Source organism: Xanthomonas sp. NCPPB 3442 (assembly GCF_056725145.1).
In genome coordinates, this window is sequence record NZ_CM161514.1 from 211,914 (window position 1) to 229,295 (window position 17,382).

Below are 17,382 nucleotides of genomic sequence, written 5' to 3' on the forward strand. Positions count from 1 at the left end.
AGCGCGCATCGTTACAATAGCGGTTTGTCCGGGACCCGCCACCGCCATGCAAGACGCCATCCTTCAAGCCCTGCGCCGCAATGCGGCCGACGATGCGGTGGCGCTGGCCCGCGAGTGGGTCGCCAACGCGCCCGATCACGCCGGTGCCCACCGCTGGCTGGCGCTTGCGCTGCAGCAGCAAGGGCAGCCGGTGCTGGCACTGGACAGCATCGATACCGCGCTGACGCTGACGCCCGAAGATGCCGACCTGCACCTGCTGCGCGCCGGCGCATTGCTGGCCACGCGCGATCTGTCCGCCGCCGATGCCGCGCTGTCGCGCAGTACCGCGCTGGATCCCAACCAGTTCAATGCCTACGTGATGCAGGCGCATCTGGCGGTGGCACGCGGCGATCTGGATGAGGCCGAGCGGCTGAGCCGCACCGCTGCGCGCCTGGCGCCGGAACACCCGCAATTGCTGGCGGTCGATGGCGTGGTGGAAATGCGCCGCGGCCACAGCGACCGCGCGCTGGCGCTGTTGACCCGCGCTGCCGAGCAGCTGCCCGACGATGCCCGCGTGCTGTTTTCGCTGGGTTTTGCGTATCTGCAGAAGGAGCATTTTGCGTTCGCCGAGCGCGCCTTCGAGCGCGTGATCGAGCTCAATCCGCCGGGCACCGCACTGCGCGCCTTCATTGCGCAACTGGCCCAACGCCAGGGCCGCCTGGACGATGCACTGGCGGCGATGCAGGGCGTGCTCGAGCAGCCCGGCGGCGATCTGCCGGCCATGCGCCGGCTGGCCGGCGAGATGGAGCTGCAGGCCGGTCGTCCCGATCAGGCCGCCGCGCACCTGCGCCTGGCACTGGCGCACTGGCCGGCCGATCGCCGCACGTTGCACGCGCTGCTCACCGCCTGGGAGCGGCTGGGCGCGGTGGACGATGCGCGCGACACCCTGGATGCGGCACTGGCCACCTCGGCCACGGCGCACGACCTGTGGCTGGCGCGCCTGGCCGTGGAGCCGGTCGGTGGGCCGCAGGCGCAGGCGGTGATCGAGCGCTGGCTGCTGGCCATGCCCGAACACCTGCCGGCGCTGGAAGCGCTGATGCGCGTGCACGACATGCAGGGCCAGGCCGACGAGGCGGAAATGGTGGCGCGCCAGATCGTGGCGGTGGAGCCGGGCCGCATCAGCGGCGAGCAGCGCATCGTCGAAGCCTTGCTGCAACGCGACCCGCCGGCGGCGATCGCCTGCGTCGAATCGTTGATCGAGTCGCTGCCTGCACCGCAGCAGACCGTGCTGCGGCCATGGTTGGGCAATGTGCAGGACCGCGCCGGCCAGCCCGATGCCGCCGTGGGTACCTGGATGCAGTTCCACCGCGAACAGGCCCAGCATCGGTTGCCGCTGCCGCCGCAGGCAGCCAGGCAGCCGACGCAATGGCCTGCGCTGGGCAGCATTCCCGACACGGTCACCGCACGCCCGCTGTTCGTGTGGGGCACGCCCGGCTCGCATGTCGAACGCCTTGTCGCGGTGATGGGCGCGGCCACCCCACTGGTGCGTGGCGACCGCTATGGCACCACGCCGCCATCGGATGCGCTGCAGAGCTACCGCACCCTCGAACAGTTGGCCTCTGGCGAATTGGCACCGACGGCGCTGGTGGAAGGCTGGAAGGCGCAACTGCCGCGCCGCGGCATCGACGATGGCAATGTCATCGACTGGTTGCTGTGGTGGGACAACACCTTGCTGACCGCGCTGCGCCCGCATCTGCCCGAGGGCCGGCTGGCGATCGCGTTGCGCGACCCGCGCGACATGTTGCTGGACTGGCTCTCGGCCGGGGCGTCGGCGCCGCTGGCACTGCAATCGCCGCAGCAGGCCACCGACTGGTTGCTGATCGCGCTGGAACAGCTGGCCACGCTGCACGAGCGCGACCTGTACCCCCACCGCATCATCCGGCTGGACGGGATCGAAAACGACCCGCAGGGTATTTCGACGGCCCTGGAGCAGGCGTTCGGGCTGAGCTTCCCGCTGGTCGAACCGCGTGGCCCGGCACGGTTGGCCTCCGGCCGCTGGCGCGATTACCGCGGCGTGCTCGGCGCGCAGTTCGATCTGCTCACGCTGATCGCGGTGCGCTTCGGCTACCCGCAGGACTGAGGCGACATCAACGCGGTCGCGCCTACGGCAGTTGGGCGTGGCCGCAGTCGCTTCGTCGCATCGTGTGCAGGCGCGGTACGTACGCGGCGGTAAACCCGGCCGAGCGCATCAGAAGGTTCCATCGCAACGTCTTCCGCTGTGGCGCGGACCCAGGCACCCTGATCCGTATCGCTTCCCTCGGAGACCCGCCATGCGTCTGACCAGCAACAGCATCGAAAACGGCAAGCCCATCGCGGTGGAATTTGCCGCCGGCACGCCGGAGGGCTTTGCGCCCAACCGCAATCCGCACCTGGTCTGGAGCGAGGTGCCGGCCGGTACACAGTCGTTTGCGCTGCTGTGCCTGGACCCGGACGTGCCGACCGTGCCCGACACCGTCGGCCGTGACGACCTGCAGATTCCCGTCGAGCAGCCACGCACCGATTTCGTGCATTGGGCCATGGCCGATATCCCCGCCGATGTGCATGAGATTGCGGCGGGCAGCTGCAGCGACGGCTTCGTGGTCAAGGGCAAGCAGCAGCCAGCCGGCCCGGCCGGTGCCCGGCAGGGCCTGAATTCCTACACCCAGTGGTTCGCCGGCAATGCCGACATGGCCGGCCACTACCGTGGCTACGACGGCCCGTACCCGCCGTTCAACGACCTGCGCGTGCACCGGTATTTCTTCCGCGTGTTCGCGCTGGACGTGGCCGAACTCAGCCTGCCCGACAGCTTTACCGCCGCCGATGTGCTGTCGGCGATGCAGGGGCATGTGCTGGCCGAAGCGGCGTTGCACGGCACCTACACGTTGAACCCGTCGCTGCGCTGAGTGATCGCGCCGATGGCGTCGATCGCCCATCCCTTGACGCCAGCCACGTCCGGCCGGCGTCGCAGCACAGGTAATCCCCTTGAAAGCATTCCAGATTGGCAATCAAACCGGCCTTGACAGCCTGGTCGCGGTCCAGATGCCTGAGCCGGTCGCAGGGCCAGGTGAGGTCATCGTCGCTCCGCGGCTGGTCGGCCTGATCAACCGCGACCTGCAGATCCTGAAGGGCACCTACGGCGGCAAGCTTGCGCCTACGCGCGTTCCGGTTGCCGAGGGCGTGGGCATCGTGACCTCCGTCGGTGCCGGTGTCGGCCAGGTCGCGCCAGGCGACCGTGTCGTCAGCGGGCACTTTCCCACCTGGCTGGAGGGCAGGTTCGATGCCGAGATGTTCGCCCACGACCTGGGCGTGACCCACGACGGCTGGCTGGCCGAAAAGGTGTCGCTGCCTGCCAGTGCCCTGATCAAGGTGCCTGCGTCGCTGGAGGACGAGGATGTCGCGGCGCTGGCATCGGCCGCGGTGACCGCCTGGAACGCGCTGGTGGACGTGGCCAGGATCAAGGCCGGCGACCTGGTGCTGTGTCTGGGAACCGGTGGCGTCTCGATGGCCGCGCTCCAGCTGGCCAAGCTGCACGGGGCCCGCGTCGCCATCACCTCGTCCAGCGACGACAAGCTCGAGCTCGCACGCCGCCTGGGCGCCGACATCACCGTCAACTACCGCACCCACCCCGACTGGGCCGAGGCAGTCGTACAGCTGTCCGGCGGCGGCGCGGACGTCATCATCGAGACCGGCGGGCAGGACACCTTGGGGCAGTCGATCAAGGCGGCGGCCGCGAACGCGACCATCGTGGTGATCGGCGTCACCCCCGGGGCGTCTTCGCCCATTCCCGATTACGTGGCGTTGATCCGCAAGAACGTGACCATTCGCGGGATCGCCAACGGCAGCCGGGCGATGTTCGTGGACCTGCTACGGGCGATCGAGCAGCACCGCATCAAGACCCTGCACAGCAAGACGTTCCGGTTCGATGAGGCGCCCCAGGCCTTGGACTATTTCGCCAAGGCGCAACACGTGGGCAAGGTGCTCATCCGGCTGTGATGCGGGGCGGCGTCGCAGCGTGCGATGCCGTTGCCGGCTCCCTACTGCGGCTGCGCTAGCTGCCGGCTTCGATCATCTGGTCGAGCACGTAGACCGGTTTGGCGTCAGGCGCGCTGACGGCCGGGTAGCGGGTCACGCGCAGCAGCGTGCGGATGCCCTCTTCATGGTCGAAACCCTCGATCGTGCCGTCGTAGGGCTGCCATGACGTGGCGGCCTCTGTCGCGGCGGCCGCGCCCGGCTCGTGCTCGCGCACTTGGAGGCAGCGGCGCGCAGGGTCCAAAACGCAGGGCACGGTCTCTGCGGCCACCTCGATCAGCAGCGTCTGCCCCGGCCCACCATACCGGGTGTCCGCGGTGGGCGTACCGCCGAAGATCAGCACGGTGCCGTCGCTGCGGGTCAGGGTCAGGCCAGGCACGGCTGCCGCGTTGTCCATGACCACTGCAAAGCGCCCGGACAACAGGTCGCTGGCCGCGCGTTCCTGCGCCATCCGGCGTGCATCGGCGCACATCCGCTTGCTCGAGACCACCCGGCCAATCTGCACGTGCGCCTGGGCCACGCTGTAGTTGGCGCCAAGCGCGTTGCAGGTCTGGCTGACTTGGATGCGCTGATCGTCGAAGTCCAGTTGCACTGGCGACACGCCGTCGACGAACAGACTGCGCAAGGCCGTGCCATGCGCATCGCTGGCCTGCTGCAAGTGCCAGTGCTGCGCACGCAGGGCAGCGCGCAATGGGACATTGTCCGTGTCGGGGGGAGCGGTGACCGGTGCCCGCGCAGCAGCGTGGCCGGAGCCGGGTGGGTCCGGCGATGCACCCGACCCGCAGGCCGTCACGCCCGCCGCCAGCAATGCAGGGGCGAAGAACACGGCACGCATGCGCAGCTCCCGGTGGTCGATGCGTCAGTGATACCGCCAGCGTGCGCCCGGGGCAATGACCGGCGTCACGACGTGGACGCATCAGAGCCGCCAACCAAGCGACTGCGTCCGATATCCGGCGGGGCGGCGGTTGCCCGCAATCGGCTGGCAGCGCGCGGACGCGGCAGTGCCCAGCGCGTTTGTGTGCGCCCGGCCTGCACGTCGCAGCCATCACGACGTGCAGGCCGGGGCGGTGGAAGGTCAGCCCGCCGCCGCCGGCAGCCACAGCAGCAGGGCGGCGCCCAGCAGCATGCGATACACCGCAAACACCGTGAAACGGTGCTTCTTGATATAGCCCAGCAGCCACTTCACCACCACAAAGCCGGTGATGGTCGCCGCCACGAAGGCCACCGCCACGTCGGTCCAGTTTTCGGTGCCGAAACCGCCTTCCTTGTACATCTCCAGCAGCGCGTAGCCGCTGGCCGCAAACATGGTCGGAATGCCCACCATGAACACGAAATCCGCCGCTGCCGAGCGCTTGCTCAGGCCCAGCAGCATCGCGATGAAGATCGTCGAGGCCGAGCGCGACGTACCGGGAAAAACACCGGCCACGACCTGCGCCAGGCCTACGGCGATGGCCACCTTCCAGGTCACCACATCGCGCTCGGGCAGCTTGCCGGCGAAGTGTTCGGCCACCAGCATCCATACCCCGCCGATCAGCAACGCCCAGGCGACCGGTTGGAGCGTTTCGGGCAATTGCCAGCCGGCCTTGCGCACGATCAGCCCGACCACCGCGGTGACCAGGAAGGCGACGCCGACCTTGAGCACGTAGTCGCGGTTGGCGCGCTCGCCCAGGCCGGTGGCCAGGCTCCACAGGCGCTGCCGCAGCGCCAGGCAGATGGCCAGGATCGCGCCGGCCTGGATGACGATATTGAAGAAGTCAGAACGGCGTCCGAGCCATTGTTCGGCGATCAACAGGTGGCCGGTGCTGGAGATCGGCAGGAATTCGGTGAGGCCTTCGAGAATGCCCAACAACAGGGCGGAAATCAGATCGGACATCGGACTGGGCAGGGGTGAGGGAAGCGCCAGGATAGTGCATTGCGGCATGCACCATATCGGTGCGTTCTAGTTTGCGCTTTGCACTTTTACGGTGCGATGCTGGCGGTACAGTCGCGAGCGATGTAAGCAAAATCAAGGGCTTGTGAAGCGCACAGGCTTGGCACGGTCCCTGCTGTAGTACCGCCCACGAGCCACTTAACTCCTGCCTGAGGTTTCTTCCGATGTCCGTGGAAAATGTTGAAAAGCTGATCAAGGACAACAAGGTCGAGTTCGTCGACCTGCGCTTCGTCGATATGCGTGGTGTACAGCAGCACATCACCTTTCCGGTCAATATCATCGAGCCGGCGCTGTTTGAAGAAGGCAAGATGTTCGACGGCAGTTCGATCGCGGGCTGGAAGGGCATCAACGAGTCGGACATGGTGTTGCTGCCGGACGCGGGCACCGCGTATCTGGATCCGTTCTTCGCCGATCCGACCATCGTGCTGACCTGCGACATCCTCGACCCGGCCACCATGCAGAGCTATGAGCGCGACCCGCGCGGCATCGCCAAGCGCGCCGAGGCCTACCTGAAGTCCTCCGGCACCGCAGACCAGGCGTTCTTCGGCCCGGAGCCGGAATTCTTCATCTTCGATTCGGTGCGCTTTGCCAACGATATGGGCCACACCTTCTTCCAGGTGGGTTCGGAAGAGGCGGCCTGGAACACCGGCGAAAAGTACGACGGCGGCAACAGTGGTTACCGCCCGGGCGTGAAGGGCGGCTACTTCCCGGTTCCGCCGACCGACAGCCTGCACGACCTGCGCGCGGAAATGATCAAGACGCTGGAACAGGTCGGCATCGAAACCGAGGTGCACCACCACGAAGTGGCCACCGCCGGCCAGTGCGAGATCGGCACCAAGTTCAGCTCGCTGGTGCAGAAGGCCGACGAACTGCTGACGATGAAGTACATCATCAAGAACGTCGCCTACCGCAACGGCAAGACCGCCACCTTCATGCCCAAGCCCATCGTGGGCGACAACGGCTCGGGCATGCACGTGCACCAGTCGCTGGCCAAGGGCGGCGTCAACCTGTTCACCGGCGACGGCTACGGCGGCCTGTCGCAGCTGGCGCTGTGGTACATCGGCGGCATCTTCAAGCATGCCCGCGCGATCAACGCCTTCGCCAACTCCGGCACCAACAGCTACAAGCGCCTGGTTCCGGGCTTCGAGGCGCCGGTGATGCTGGCCTATTCGGCGCGTAACCGTTCGGCCTCGTGCCGCATTCCGTGGGTCACCAACCCGAAGGCGCGCCGCATCGAAATGCGCTTCCCCGATCCGTTGCAGTCCGGCTACCTGACCTTCACCGCGCTGATGATGGCCGGCCTGGACGGCATCAAGAACCAGATCGACCCGGGCGCCCCGAGCGACAAGGACCTGTACGACCTGCCGCCGGAAGAAGAGAAGCTGATCCCGCAGGTGTGCTCCAGCCTGGACCAGGCCCTGGAAGCGCTGGACAAGGACCGCGAGTTCCTCAAGGCCGGCGGCGTGATGAGCGACGACTTCATCGACGGCTATATCGCGCTGAAGATGCAGGAAGTCACCAAGTTCCGTGCTGCGACCCACCCGTTGGAGTACCAGCTGTACTACGGCAACTGAGTTCCACCGCGGTGATGGCGGAGGCCCCCCTCCCACCTCCGCCATCGCCGCACATGTTCGATCGATCCAGGGCTCCGGCCGTGGATCGCAGGGGTAACGAGAGAGCACATCGTTCGCGGCGCGCGGGCCTGACCTCTCCCACGAGGCGGATGCATGGCATCTGCTGGGGTCCGCGCAATCGCGAACGATCGGATGCCGGGGTGGCATCCAGGTGACTGACACCGCCGGGCGGCGCAATGCCGGCCGGTTCTTTCCTCCATTCGGGGTATGCGCATGAAATTGATCACCGCCATCATCCGGCCGTTCAAGCTCGACGAGGTCCGCGAGGCCTTGTCTGCAGCAGGCGTGTCGGGCATCACCGTGACCGAGGTCAAGGGCTTCGGGCGCCAGAAAGGCCACACCGAGCTGTACCGCGGCGCCGAGTACGTCGTCGACTTCCTGCCCAAGATCAAGATCGAAACGGTGGTCACCGACGACCGTCTGGACGCGGTGGTCGAAGCGATCCAGAACGCCGCCGGCACCGGCAAGATCGGCGACGGCAAGATCTTCGTGACCGCGATCGAGCAGGTGGTGCGCATCCGCACCGGCGAGATCGGCGCCGATGCGCTCTGACCCCACCAGCCCCGGAGTTCGTATGAAGACAGCTCTTTTTGCCGGGTGGAAAGCCCGGTTCTACAGCGTGTGCATGCTGATGCTGTTCAGCGCGCTGATGGTGGGCGGCATGGGCAGCGCGCAGGCGCAGTCCGGTGCGCAGGTCACCCCGTTGCCGACCGAGCCGGTCACCACCGAACCGCTGCCGTCGGCGCAGCCGGCCGCCCCGCCGGCCGCCGCCGCCGAAGCCGCACCGGTGGTGGAAAAGGGCGATGTCGCCTGGATGCTGACCTCCACCTTGTTGGTGCTGCTGATGGTGGTGCCGGGCCTGGCGCTGTTCTACGGCGGCATGGTGCGCGCCAAGAACGTGCTGTCGGTGCTGATCCAGGTGGCGGTGGTGTTCTCGCTGCTGACCGTCCTGTGGGTGCTGTACGGCTATAGCCTGGCGTTCTCCGGCGAAGGCGCGTGGATCGGCAATCTGGACAAGGCGCTACTCAAGGGCGTCACCATCGAAACCCTGGCGGCGACCTTCACCAAGGGCGTGAGCCTGCCGGAATACGTGTTCGTCGCGTTCCAGGCGACCTTTGCCGGCATCACCGGTGCGCTGATCGTCGGCGCCTTCGCCGAACGCGCCAAGTTCGCTGCGGTGCTGCTGTTCTCGGTGATCTGGTTCACCTTCGGCTACCTGCCGCTGGCGCACATGGTCTGGGCCACCGGCGGGTACCTGTTCGGGTTGGGCGCGCTGGATTTCGCCGGTGGCACGGTCGTGCATATCAATGCCGGTGTTGCCGGCCTGGTCGGCGCCTACTTCGTCGGCAAGCGTGCCGGGCTGGGGCGTGAGGCGATTAAGCCGCACAACGTGACCCTGACCTTCGTCGGCGCCTCGCTGCTGTGGGTGGGGTGGTTCGGCTTCAATGCCGGTTCCAACCTGGAAGCCAATGCCGGTGCGGCGCTGGCCTTCCTCAACACCTTGCTGGCTACCGCCGCCGCCATCCTGGGCTGGTCGCTGACCGAGAAGATCATCAAGGGCAAGTCGTCCGCCCTGGGCGTGGCCTCGGGCATGGTGGCCGGCCTGGTCGGCATCACTCCGGCTTGCGGCACCGTGGGTCCGTTCGGCGCGATCGTCATTGGTCTTGCCGCCGGCGTGCTGTGCGTCTGGGGCGTCACCGGCCTGAAGCGCCTCCTGGGCGCCGACGACAGCCTGGACGTGTTCGGCGTGCATGGCCTGGGCGGCATCATCGGTGCCATCCTCACCGGCGTGTTCTCGGCGGCCTCGCTTGGCGGCCAGAAGGGTGGCGATTACGACATCGTGCACCAGGTCGGTATCCAGGCCCTGGGCGTAGGCATCACCGTGGGCTGGATCGGCGTGGTGTCGGTGGTCGGGTTCCTGGTGGCCAAGCTGGTGTTCGGCCTGCGCGTCAGCGAAGAAGCCGAGCGCGAGGGCCTGGACATCACCTCCCACGGTGAAGCTGCGTACGAGTCCTGAGCATGCACACCCGCGGCCGCGCTGCCGCGGGTGGCGCCCTGACCCGGCCGGGACCGCCCAGCCGGGTCCGTTTTCCCCGCCGCCCATTGGGCGCGGAACCACTGCCGAGGTGCCTGCATGACCAGCCCCACGCCCGTGACTGCCGGCGCGGATGCACGCTGGATCGGTGCGACCCGCCGCCGTCCGGCCTCCATGGTGTCTCCGTGCGCTTCGCTTTGCGCGACATCGATGCATGGCGCTGCGCTTTGCACTAAATTGGTGCAATGGTGACGTCCTCTTCCATGCCATCACTGGACAGCCTGGGCACACCGGTCGCCTGGGCCGACCGCGAGGGCCGCGTGCTGGGCGTCAACCCGGCGTTCGCGCGCTGGCTCGGGGTCAGTGCACGGCGGTTGGTCGAACAGCCCCTGGCCGCGCTGGAAGTGCAGGGCGACGCGTTGGCGCGCTTTCTGCTCAACGACGAACGTGACGTCTTGCGCCTGCACCGGCTGGCGCTGGGCCTGCCCAACGATGCGCCGCGTTTTGCCGAAGGCTGGCTGTCGCGGCTGGACGATGGCGGCTGGCTGCTGGAAACCCACCCGGTCGACGAATTTCCCGCGCTCGATCCCACCCACGCCCTGCCCAATGCCTTGAGCGCTGCGCTGAAAGGGTTGGCGCACGAGCTGCGTAACCCGCTGGCCGGGCTCAAGGGCGCCGCGCAGCTGCTGGCGCGCCGCGCGGCCGGGCGCGACGAAGACGAGCGCGAGCTGATCGAGCTGATCGGCACCGAGATCGAGCGCCTCAACACCCTGCTCGAACGGCTGCTCTCGCCCACCCCGGCGCGCCCGCACGACCGCCTCAACATCCATGTCGTGCTCGAACGCGTGCTACGCCTGGCCGAAGCTGAAGGCGGCTGGTCGGTGCAGGTGCAGCGCGACTACGACCCCAGCATTCCCGACATTCTGGGCGATGGCGACCGCCTGACCCAGGCGGTGTGGAACCTGGTGCGCAACGCCTTCCAGGCCGGCGCCACACGCGTGACGCTGCGCACCCGCGTGGAGCATGGCCAGCGCATCCGCGACCGCGTGCATGCGATGTCGCTGCGGCTGGAAATCATCGACGACGGCGGCGGCGTGCCGGAAGAACTGGCCGAGCACCTGTTTCTGCCACTGGTCAGTGGCCGTGCCGAAGGCAGCGGTCTGGGCCTGGCGCTGGCCCAGCAGGTTTCGCGCGAGCACCACGGCACGCTGACCTATCGCTCGCGTCCGGGCCATACCGTTTTCACCCTGCTGCTGCCCGAGCTGGCCGGCGATCACGACAAGGAGCAACCGCATGGCTGAGGCCGCCGCCGTATCCCATATCTGGGTGGTCGACGACGACCGGTCGGTCCGTTTCGTGCTGTCCACCGCCTTGCGCGATGCCGGCTATGCCGTAGACGGCTTCGACAGCGCCGCCGCCGCGCTGCAGGCGCTCGCCATGCGGCCCACGCCGGATTTGCTGTTCACCGACGTGCGCATGCCCGGCGAAGACGGCCTGACCCTGCTCGACAAACTCAAATCCAAACACCCGCACTTGCCGGTGATCGTGATGTCGGCCTATACCGACGTTGCCAGCACCGCCGGCGCCTTCCGCGGCGGCGCGCACGAGTTCCTGTCCAAGCCGTTCGACCTGGACGACGCGGTGGCACTGGCCGCACGCGCGCTGCCGGACGCCGATGCCGGCGTCGAAGAAATCGTCGCCACGCGGCTGGCCGAGGGCTCGGCTTCGCTGATCGGCGACACGCCCGCGATGCAGGCCTTGTTCCGCGCGATCGGGCGCCTGGCGCAGGCGCCGCTGTCGGTGCTGATCAATGGCGAAACCGGTACCGGCAAGGAGCTGGTCGCGCGCGCGCTGCACAACGAATCGCCGCGCGCGCGCAAACCCTTCGTCGCGCTCAACACCGCCGCCATCCCGGCCGAACTGCTGGAAAGCGAATTGTTCGGCCACGAAACCGGCGCCTTTACCGGGGCGACCAAACGGCATATCGGCCGCTTCGAACAGGCCGATGGCGGCACGCTGTTTCTGGACGAAATCGGCGACATGCCGTTGCCGCTGCAGACCCGCCTGCTGCGCGTGTTGGCAGAGAACGAATTCTTCCGCGTCGGTGGGCGCGAATTGATCCGCGTCGATGTACGCGTGATTGCCGCCACCCACCAGGACCTGGAAGCGCTGGTCGAACAAGGCCGCTTCCGCGCCGATCTGCTGCACCGCCTGGATGTGGTGCGCCTGCAGTTGCCGCCACTGCGCGAACGGCGCGGCGACATCGCGCAACTGGCCGAAAATTTCCTGGCCATGGCCGGGCGCAAACTCGACATGCTGCCCAAGCGGCTCTCGTCGGCCGCGCTGGAAGACCTGCGCCAGTACGACTGGCCCGGCAACGTGCGCGAACTGGAAAACGTGTGCTGGCGCCTGGCGGCGCTGGCGACCTCGGACATCATCGACGTGGTCGACGTGGACGCCGCATTGGCGCGCGGCGGCCGGCGTCACCGCAGCGGCCGCAGCGACGGGCAGTGGGACGACATGCTTTCCAGCTGGGCCGCGCAACGCCTGAGCGAAGGTGCCCAGGGCCTGCACGCCGAAGCGCGCGAGCGCCTGGACAGGACCTTGCTCGAAGCGGCCCTGCAACTCACCCAGGGCCGCCGCGCCGAAGCTGCTGCCCGCCTGGGACTGGGCCGCAACACGGTCACCCGCAAACTCGGCCCGGGGCGCAAACGCCGCTGATCTGGGTCCAACGCCCCTCGCCAATGGGGACGGGGTTGGGGCGAGGGTGCCTGCCGATGAAAGCGCGAGTGCCCGCGCACCTATCCAGCGATGCCTTGATCGAGCCGAGGCCGCCCGACAGTGCCCGCGGCAAGCATTGATCAGTGGTACGCCGCCGCATGCGGCGCTGTCGATGACGCCACCGCAACCCTGCCGTGCCGACGCCGTCGTCCGGGCAGTCACGCAGCGTGCCTGGCGCCTCGCACACCATCCGACAAGCCGACCCGGCACACCGACCCCGTACACTCCTGTGCCGCCAGCAGGCCCATTTCATGACACGTGAACATGCGCCCGCATAGGTTTCCAGCCTGATCAGGAGAACTGCTCGATGCGTTACCGGTCGCCCACGATCGTTGCCCTCACCGCGCTGGCGCTGGCCGCCTGCAGCAGCACGCCGCCGCCGCCCAAGGCGCCTCCGCCGCCAGCGGCGCGGATCGTGCCTGCGCGCCCGGTGCAGCAAGCCGAGGCCGCGCTGGCTTCGGCCTCGGGCAGCCTGGTCAGCGGCCGGGTGGTGCTGGTGCCGGCGCTGCAGGGCATCCGCCTCACCGGCACCATCGGCGGCCTGCGTCCGGGCGGTGTGTCCGGATTCCATGTGCACGAACGCGGCGATTGCAGCGCGGCCGATGCCAGCAGCGCGGGCGCGCATTTCAACCCGGGTGGCGCACCGCACGGGCGTGCCGGTGGCGGCGCGCATCATCTGGGCGACATGGACAATCTGCGTGCAGACGCCGAAGGCGTGGCGCATCTGGACATGATTTTGTCCGGCATCAGTCTGGGCGATGGCGCCCCGACCGACGTGGTCGGCAAGTCGCTGATCGTGCATGCCGACCCCGACGACTATCGCAGCCAGCCCAGCGGCAATGCCGGTGCGCGCCTGGCCTGCGGCGTCATTCGCGTCACCCAATGGGGCACGCCCCCTTCGCAGCCCTGAGTCGGGGCGTCAACGGCTGCAGTTGCGGCCTTTCTTCAGGAGTACTCCATGCGCATTGTTCCGACCACCTTGTTTCTGGCCACCGCCCTGGTGCTGACCGCGTGCAAGCGCGAGGAACCAGCGCCCGCCGAGCCGGCACCCGCACCGCAGGCCAGCACCCCGGCCGAAGCGGCGCACGGTGGCGAACACGCCGCCTCCATGGTCACCGAGGCGGCGGCCACCACCACCGCAACCGCCGAGCTCAAGCCGACCAAGGGCAATGACGTCAAAGGCACGGTGACGTTCAAGACCGTCGACGGTGCGCTGCGCGTCACCGGCCAGCTCAGCGGCCTCAAGCCCAATACCGAGCACGGCTTCCACATCCACGAAAAGGGCGATTGCAGCGCACCGGACGGCAGCAGCGCCGGCGGTCACTTCAACCCGTCCCAGTCCGATCACGGCAACGTCAGCACCGAGCCGCACCATGGTGGCGACATGCCCAACATCACCGCCGACGCGCAGGGTAACGCCAGCATCGACGGCCCGGTCTCCAGCAACGTCAACCTCGGCAAGGCCGACCAGTTCGATATCGCCGGCCACGCGGTGATCGTGCATGCCGACGCAGACGACTACAAAACCCAGCCCACCGGCAACGCGGGCGGCCGCCTGGCCTGCGGCGTGATCACCACCGATAACGCGCAGGCGGCGACCAAGTAAGTGCTCCGCGACCGTTGTCGATGCACGGCAACGGTTGAATACGACGACGCTGCGGGCGATGTCGGCCGACCGGCCGGTGGACATGCAGGCAGCGCTGCAGCTCACACACCAACGCCGCGGCGACAGCGCCGCGGCGTTTGCGTAGGCGCGAGGTGCAGCGTCCAACCTTCGCTCCGATCGCGATATGGCGCACACATGGGTGGATGCGCCTGGATGCGGCAGCTTGCCGATGCCATAAGCGCGAGCCGTGCGCATCCAGCGCAGCGATTGTCGAACGAACGCCGCAAACGCCGTCTTCCACTGCCCCTGGCGATCACCCGGTGATCCGCTTGCCAGCGGTCATTGTGCGTAGGCAGACGCGGTGTCTGTCCAAGGCCGATCGGGCCAGAGCCAATCGGGCACGCGAACAGTTCGCTTGAAGGCAGTGCACGCTGTTCGAGGAGATCGAACCGGTGGCATCCAGCCCGCCAATCGCGCGACAACCTCAGGTGTTGATCGATCACGGCAAATGCGGCTCACCGCGCAGCGATCACTCAATAATTCGCCCACAACCCCGGTGTCGCCAATTCCAGCAAATGCGCATCGGGATCGCGGAAGTAAATGCTTTGCCCGCCGCCCGGCCATTGCGTACGGCCTTCGATGGCGACCCCGCAGGCATGCAGGTGATTTTCCCAGCCGGGCAGGGCATCGCTTGCGACCGCCAGTGCGAAATGCTGGCGCCCGTTGCCTTCATGCGGCGGAATCGTGCCGCCTGGCAGCGTGACCGTCGCCGAGGTGCTGCCTTGCAGGAACAGCAACAAGACCTGCCCAGGCGCGATGGCGTAGGCGGCCATGCGCGTATCGCGGTGCATCGGTTGCAACCCCAGCACGCGCGCGTAGAAGGCGCATGCGCGCTCCAGGTCCGCAACATACACGCCGGTCTCCAGCACGCCCTGCAGCGCAGGGGGCAAGGCCGCCGGCGTCTGGCTCACGCCGCCAGCGCCTGCCGCGGATCCTGGCCCGGCTCGATATGCACGTACAGCACGGGCAGCCCATGCGCTTCCAGCACGGCGGCCATCTGCCGCTGGCGTGCCAGATAGTGCTCATAGACGCCGCGCAGGCGTTCGCAATCTTCGCGGTCGTGCGCGTAGTAATCGCACCAGCCTGCGGGATCGAACAAGGCGATACGCACTTCGCCATCGATGTAGCGCAACACCGGCTCGGGGGGCTGCTCCAGCCACTCTTCGGTGTGCGGCGCCAGCAGTGCGGCTTCGATCAGCGGCCACAGCGGCGCCAGGCCCTGATTGTCGTACTGCATCGACATCATCGCCGCCAGATCGTTGGCGGTGAGATACCGCGCATGCTCGATGCGGGCGCCGAAGCTTTCCTGCGCCAGCAACGCGGTATCGGCCTGCGCCATTCCCTGGGCCAGCAGCACTTCCTCCATGGCGTCGGCCACGCCGGCAACCGTGTGCGGGTCGCCCGACAGCAGGAACGGCAACACGCGCAACCCACCGCCGGCCAGTTGCGCATCGGCCTGGAACGGCAGCGGGATCTCGCCTTGCGCGTCGGCACCGAAGGCCAGCACCCGCGGGCCCTGGTCGCGCCCGGGTGCACGCGCCTGCAGCTCTTCCAGGCGCCGATGCAGCGGCCAGCCGGGCCGCAACACTTCGGACGGATCGAAATGCGCCAACGCCACGCTCAATTCCAGATCGCGGACTTCCGGGATCCATTGCGCCAGGTCGCGGCCGATGCGTTCGGCCAGCATGCCGGCCTGCGCCGGCGCCAAGGCGCCGCGCTCGGGGGCGCTTCCGCCGGTCAATTCCAGCGCCAGCACACCCATGGCGGTTACGCCGTGTTCGGTCTTGCTCATGATTCGCGGTTGGCCCATCACGGGGTCGAAGCTACACTGCGGCCATTATGCCTGCCGGCCCTGTGCAGGCCATGTCCCCGAGTCCTCCATGCCAGGTCAACCGATGCCCGCAGCCCGTCCCGTCGCCATTTTGGGCGGCGTTCGTATCCCGTTCTGTCGTCAGAACACCGCGTACGCGGATGTGGGCAACCTGGGCATGTCGGTGCGCACGCTGGGCGCGTTGGTCGAGCGCTTCGGGTTGCATGGGCAGCAATTGGGCGAAGTGGCGATGGGCGCGGTGATCAAGCATTCCGCGGACTGGAACCTGGCGCGCGAGGCGGCGCTGTCGTCGGGTCTGTCGCCGCTGACGCCGGGCATCACCCTGCAGCGCGCCTGCGGCACCAGCCTGGATTCGGTGATCACCATCGCCAACAAGATCGCGCTGGGGCAGATCGACTCGGGCATCGGCGGCGGCTCTGACACCACCTCCGAAGTGCCGATCGTGTACGGCAAGAAGTTGCGCGCACGGCTGCTGGCCGCCAACCGTGCCAAGGCCACCGGCGACAAGCTCAGGGCGCTGCTGCGCGGCTTCAAGCTGGCCGAGCTCAAGCCCGAGTTCCCCGGCGTGGCCGAGCCGCGCACCGGCAAGAGCATGGGCGACCACTGCGAGGACATGGCCAAGGAATGGAACATCTCGCGCGATTCGCAGGACGAATGGGCGGTGGCTTCGCACCACAAGCTGGCCGCTGCCTATGAGCGCGGTTTCTTCGACTCGCTGATTGCGCCGTTCCGCGGCGTCTCGCGCGACAACATCCTGCGCGCGGACACCTCGCTGGAAAAACTCGCCACGCTACGCCCGGCCTTCGACAAGACCTCCGGCCGCGGCACGTTGACCGCCGCCAATTCCACCCCGCTCACCGATGGCGCCGCCGCGGTGCTGCTCTCCAGCGAAGCCTGGGCGCTGGCGCATGGCCACACGCCGATGGCCTACCTGCGCGATGCACAGGTGGCGGCAGTCGACTTCGTGCATGGCGAAGGCCTGCTGATGGCGCCCACCATCGCGGTGCCGCAGATGCTGGCGCGTCAGGGCCTGACCCTGCAGGATTTCGACATCTACGAAATCCATGAGGCCTTCGCCGCGCAGGTGCTGTGCACGCTGCGTGCCTGGGAGAGCGAGGACTACTGCCGCAACCGGCTGGGCCTGGACGCGCCGCTGGGCCGCATCGACCCGGACAAGATCAATCCGCTGGGCTCGTCGCTGGCCACCGGCCATCCGTTCGCCGCCACTGGCGCACGCGTGGTGGCCACGGCCGCCAAACAGCTGGAAGAGCGCGGCGGCGGCCGTGCATTGATTTCGATCTGCACCGCTGGCGGCATGGGCGTGGTGGCGATCGTCGAGCGCTGATGCCGTGGTGCGGTACGGGATTGGGCATTCGGGATTGGGGATTTGCAGAAGCGGCAGTTGAATTCTGCCGTTGCGGGTCCGCCATCCTTAATTCCATCGCTGTATGGCTAACA

Annotated in this window: 15 protein-coding genes; 11 read left to right on the forward strand and 4 right to left on the reverse strand. The window is 67.8% G+C overall.

The features are described 5' to 3' along the window. The first annotated feature begins 46 nt into the window (after window positions 1-46). The 3 genes from AC1POX_RS00890 (at window position 47) to AC1POX_RS00900 (ending at window position 4,011) form a co-directional block, all read left to right on the forward strand. Entirely contained in the window at window positions 47-2,119 is a 2,073-nt protein-coding gene (locus AC1POX_RS00890; protein ID WP_218557661.1) for a tetratricopeptide repeat protein, read from the forward strand. Window positions 2,120-2,309: 190 nt separating this feature from the next. Then, a complete protein-coding gene (locus tag AC1POX_RS00895) occupies window positions 2,310-2,921 on the forward strand; it encodes a YbhB/YbcL family Raf kinase inhibitor-like protein (RefSeq protein ID WP_372356638.1) in 612 nt (203 codons plus the stop codon). A 79-nt stretch (window positions 2,922-3,000) separates the two neighbouring features. Next, on the forward strand, window positions 3,001-4,011 hold the full coding sequence (locus AC1POX_RS00900; RefSeq protein WP_071117618.1) for a zinc-dependent alcohol dehydrogenase family protein: 1,011 nt from the start codon (window positions 3,001-3,003) through the stop codon (window positions 4,009-4,011). Between the two features lie 55 nt (window positions 4,012-4,066). Here the strand turns inward: AC1POX_RS00900 and AC1POX_RS00905 are convergent, their stop codons facing one another. Both AC1POX_RS00905 and AC1POX_RS00910 read right to left on the reverse strand, forming a co-directional pair. Continuing rightward, the gene (locus tag AC1POX_RS00905; RefSeq protein WP_372356639.1) at window positions 4,067-4,882 is read right to left on the reverse strand and encodes an META domain-containing protein; all 816 of its coding nucleotides are present in this window, start codon (window positions 4,880-4,882) and stop codon (window positions 4,067-4,069) included. Between the two features lie 240 nt (window positions 4,883-5,122). After that, window positions 5,123-5,920 carry an undecaprenyl-diphosphate phosphatase gene (locus AC1POX_RS00910; RefSeq protein ID WP_007968085.1) on the reverse strand — a complete coding sequence of 266 codons (798 nt, stop codon included), beginning with the start codon at window positions 5,918-5,920 and terminating at the stop codon, window positions 5,123-5,125. A 221-nt stretch (window positions 5,921-6,141) separates the two neighbouring features. Between AC1POX_RS00910 and glnA the strand changes: the two genes are divergently transcribed. The 7 genes from glnA to AC1POX_RS00945 all read left to right on the forward strand — a co-directional run bounded on the left by glnA (window position 6,142) and on the right by AC1POX_RS00945 (window position 14,033). Next, a complete protein-coding gene (glnA, locus tag AC1POX_RS00915) occupies window positions 6,142-7,551 on the forward strand; it encodes a type I glutamate--ammonia ligase (RefSeq protein ID WP_003488480.1) in 1,410 nt (469 codons plus the stop codon). A gap of 273 nt (window positions 7,552-7,824) precedes the next feature. Then, on the forward strand, window positions 7,825-8,163 hold the full coding sequence (locus AC1POX_RS00920; protein ID WP_002808480.1) for a P-II family nitrogen regulator: 339 nt from the start codon (window positions 7,825-7,827) through the stop codon (window positions 8,161-8,163). A gap of 22 nt (window positions 8,164-8,185) precedes the next feature. Continuing rightward, window positions 8,186-9,628 carry an ammonium transporter gene (locus tag AC1POX_RS00925; RefSeq protein ID WP_029818235.1) on the forward strand — a complete coding sequence of 481 codons (1,443 nt, stop codon included), beginning with the start codon at window positions 8,186-8,188 and terminating at the stop codon, window positions 9,626-9,628. 263 nt (window positions 9,629-9,891) lie between these two features. Next, window positions 9,892-10,947 (forward strand): two-component system sensor histidine kinase NtrB, encoded by a 1,056-nt coding sequence (locus AC1POX_RS00930; RefSeq protein ID WP_008571546.1) that lies wholly within the window; start codon window positions 9,892-9,894, stop codon window positions 10,945-10,947. Continuing rightward, window positions 10,940-12,367, forward strand: coding sequence for a nitrogen regulation protein NR(I) (ntrC, locus tag AC1POX_RS00935; protein WP_008571547.1), 1,428 nt, complete (start codon window positions 10,940-10,942; stop codon window positions 12,365-12,367). The genes AC1POX_RS00930 and ntrC overlap by 8 nt, the downstream gene beginning before the upstream one ends. Before the next feature lie 367 nt (window positions 12,368-12,734). Continuing rightward, window positions 12,735-13,337, forward strand: coding sequence for a superoxide dismutase family protein (locus tag AC1POX_RS00940; RefSeq protein ID WP_372356640.1), 603 nt, complete (start codon window positions 12,735-12,737; stop codon window positions 13,335-13,337). Between the two features lie 48 nt (window positions 13,338-13,385). Beyond that, complete coding sequence (locus AC1POX_RS00945; RefSeq protein WP_014088999.1) at window positions 13,386-14,033, forward strand: superoxide dismutase family protein; 648 nt, start codon at window positions 13,386-13,388, stop codon at window positions 14,031-14,033. A gap of 533 nt (window positions 14,034-14,566) precedes the next feature. Here AC1POX_RS00945 and AC1POX_RS00950 read toward each other — a convergent pair. Together AC1POX_RS00950 and AC1POX_RS00955 are read right to left on the reverse strand one after the other, a co-directional pair. Continuing rightward, window positions 14,567-15,004, reverse strand: a complete 438-nt coding sequence (locus AC1POX_RS00950) for a VOC family protein (RefSeq protein ID WP_031420653.1) — start codon at window positions 15,002-15,004, stop codon at window positions 14,567-14,569. Next, on the reverse strand, window positions 15,001-15,885 hold the full coding sequence (locus tag AC1POX_RS00955; RefSeq protein WP_039417480.1) for a hypothetical protein: 885 nt from the start codon (window positions 15,883-15,885) through the stop codon (window positions 15,001-15,003). The genes AC1POX_RS00950 and AC1POX_RS00955 overlap by 4 nt, the downstream gene beginning before the upstream one ends. Window positions 15,886-15,973: 88 nt before the next feature. Between AC1POX_RS00955 and AC1POX_RS00960 the strand changes: the two genes are divergently transcribed. Then, the gene (locus tag AC1POX_RS00960) at window positions 15,974-17,269 is read left to right on the forward strand and encodes an acetyl-CoA C-acetyltransferase (RefSeq protein WP_011345927.1); all 1,296 of its coding nucleotides are present in this window, start codon (window positions 15,974-15,976) and stop codon (window positions 17,267-17,269) included. Window positions 17,270-17,382 lie beyond the last annotated feature (113 nt).

What these genes read in the sequence shown, in the direction of transcription:
- AC1POX_RS00955 (WP_039417480.1), bottom strand. Translation starts at nt 15,885, where the DNA reads ATGAGCAAGACCGAACACGGCGTAACCGCCATGGGTGTGCTGGCGCTG.
- AC1POX_RS00945 (WP_014088999.1), top strand. Translation starts at nt 13,386, where the DNA reads ATGCGCATTGTTCCGACCACCTTGTTTCTGGCCACCGCCCTGGTGCTG.
- AC1POX_RS00905 (WP_372356639.1), bottom strand. Translation starts at nt 4,882, where the DNA reads ATGCGTGCCGTGTTCTTCGCCCCTGCATTGCTGGCGGCGGGCGTGACG.
- AC1POX_RS00920 (WP_002808480.1), top strand. Translation starts at nt 7,825, where the DNA reads ATGAAATTGATCACCGCCATCATCCGGCCGTTCAAGCTCGACGAGGTC.
- AC1POX_RS00930 (WP_008571546.1), top strand. Translation starts at nt 9,892, where the DNA reads ATGGTGACGTCCTCTTCCATGCCATCACTGGACAGCCTGGGCACACCG.
- ntrC (WP_008571547.1), top strand. Translation starts at nt 10,940, where the DNA reads ATGGCTGAGGCCGCCGCCGTATCCCATATCTGGGTGGTCGACGACGAC.
- AC1POX_RS00890 (WP_218557661.1), top strand. Translation starts at nt 47, where the DNA reads ATGCAAGACGCCATCCTTCAAGCCCTGCGCCGCAATGCGGCCGACGAT.
- AC1POX_RS00910 (WP_007968085.1), bottom strand. Translation starts at nt 5,920, where the DNA reads ATGTCCGATCTGATTTCCGCCCTGTTGTTGGGCATTCTCGAAGGCCTC.
- AC1POX_RS00960 (WP_011345927.1), top strand. Translation starts at nt 15,974, where the DNA reads ATGCCAGGTCAACCGATGCCCGCAGCCCGTCCCGTCGCCATTTTGGGC.
- AC1POX_RS00895 (WP_372356638.1), top strand. Translation starts at nt 2,310, where the DNA reads ATGCGTCTGACCAGCAACAGCATCGAAAACGGCAAGCCCATCGCGGTG.
- AC1POX_RS00940 (WP_372356640.1), top strand. Translation starts at nt 12,735, where the DNA reads ATGCGTTACCGGTCGCCCACGATCGTTGCCCTCACCGCGCTGGCGCTG.
- AC1POX_RS00925 (WP_029818235.1), top strand. Translation starts at nt 8,186, where the DNA reads ATGAAGACAGCTCTTTTTGCCGGGTGGAAAGCCCGGTTCTACAGCGTG.
- glnA (WP_003488480.1), top strand. Translation starts at nt 6,142, where the DNA reads ATGTCCGTGGAAAATGTTGAAAAGCTGATCAAGGACAACAAGGTCGAG.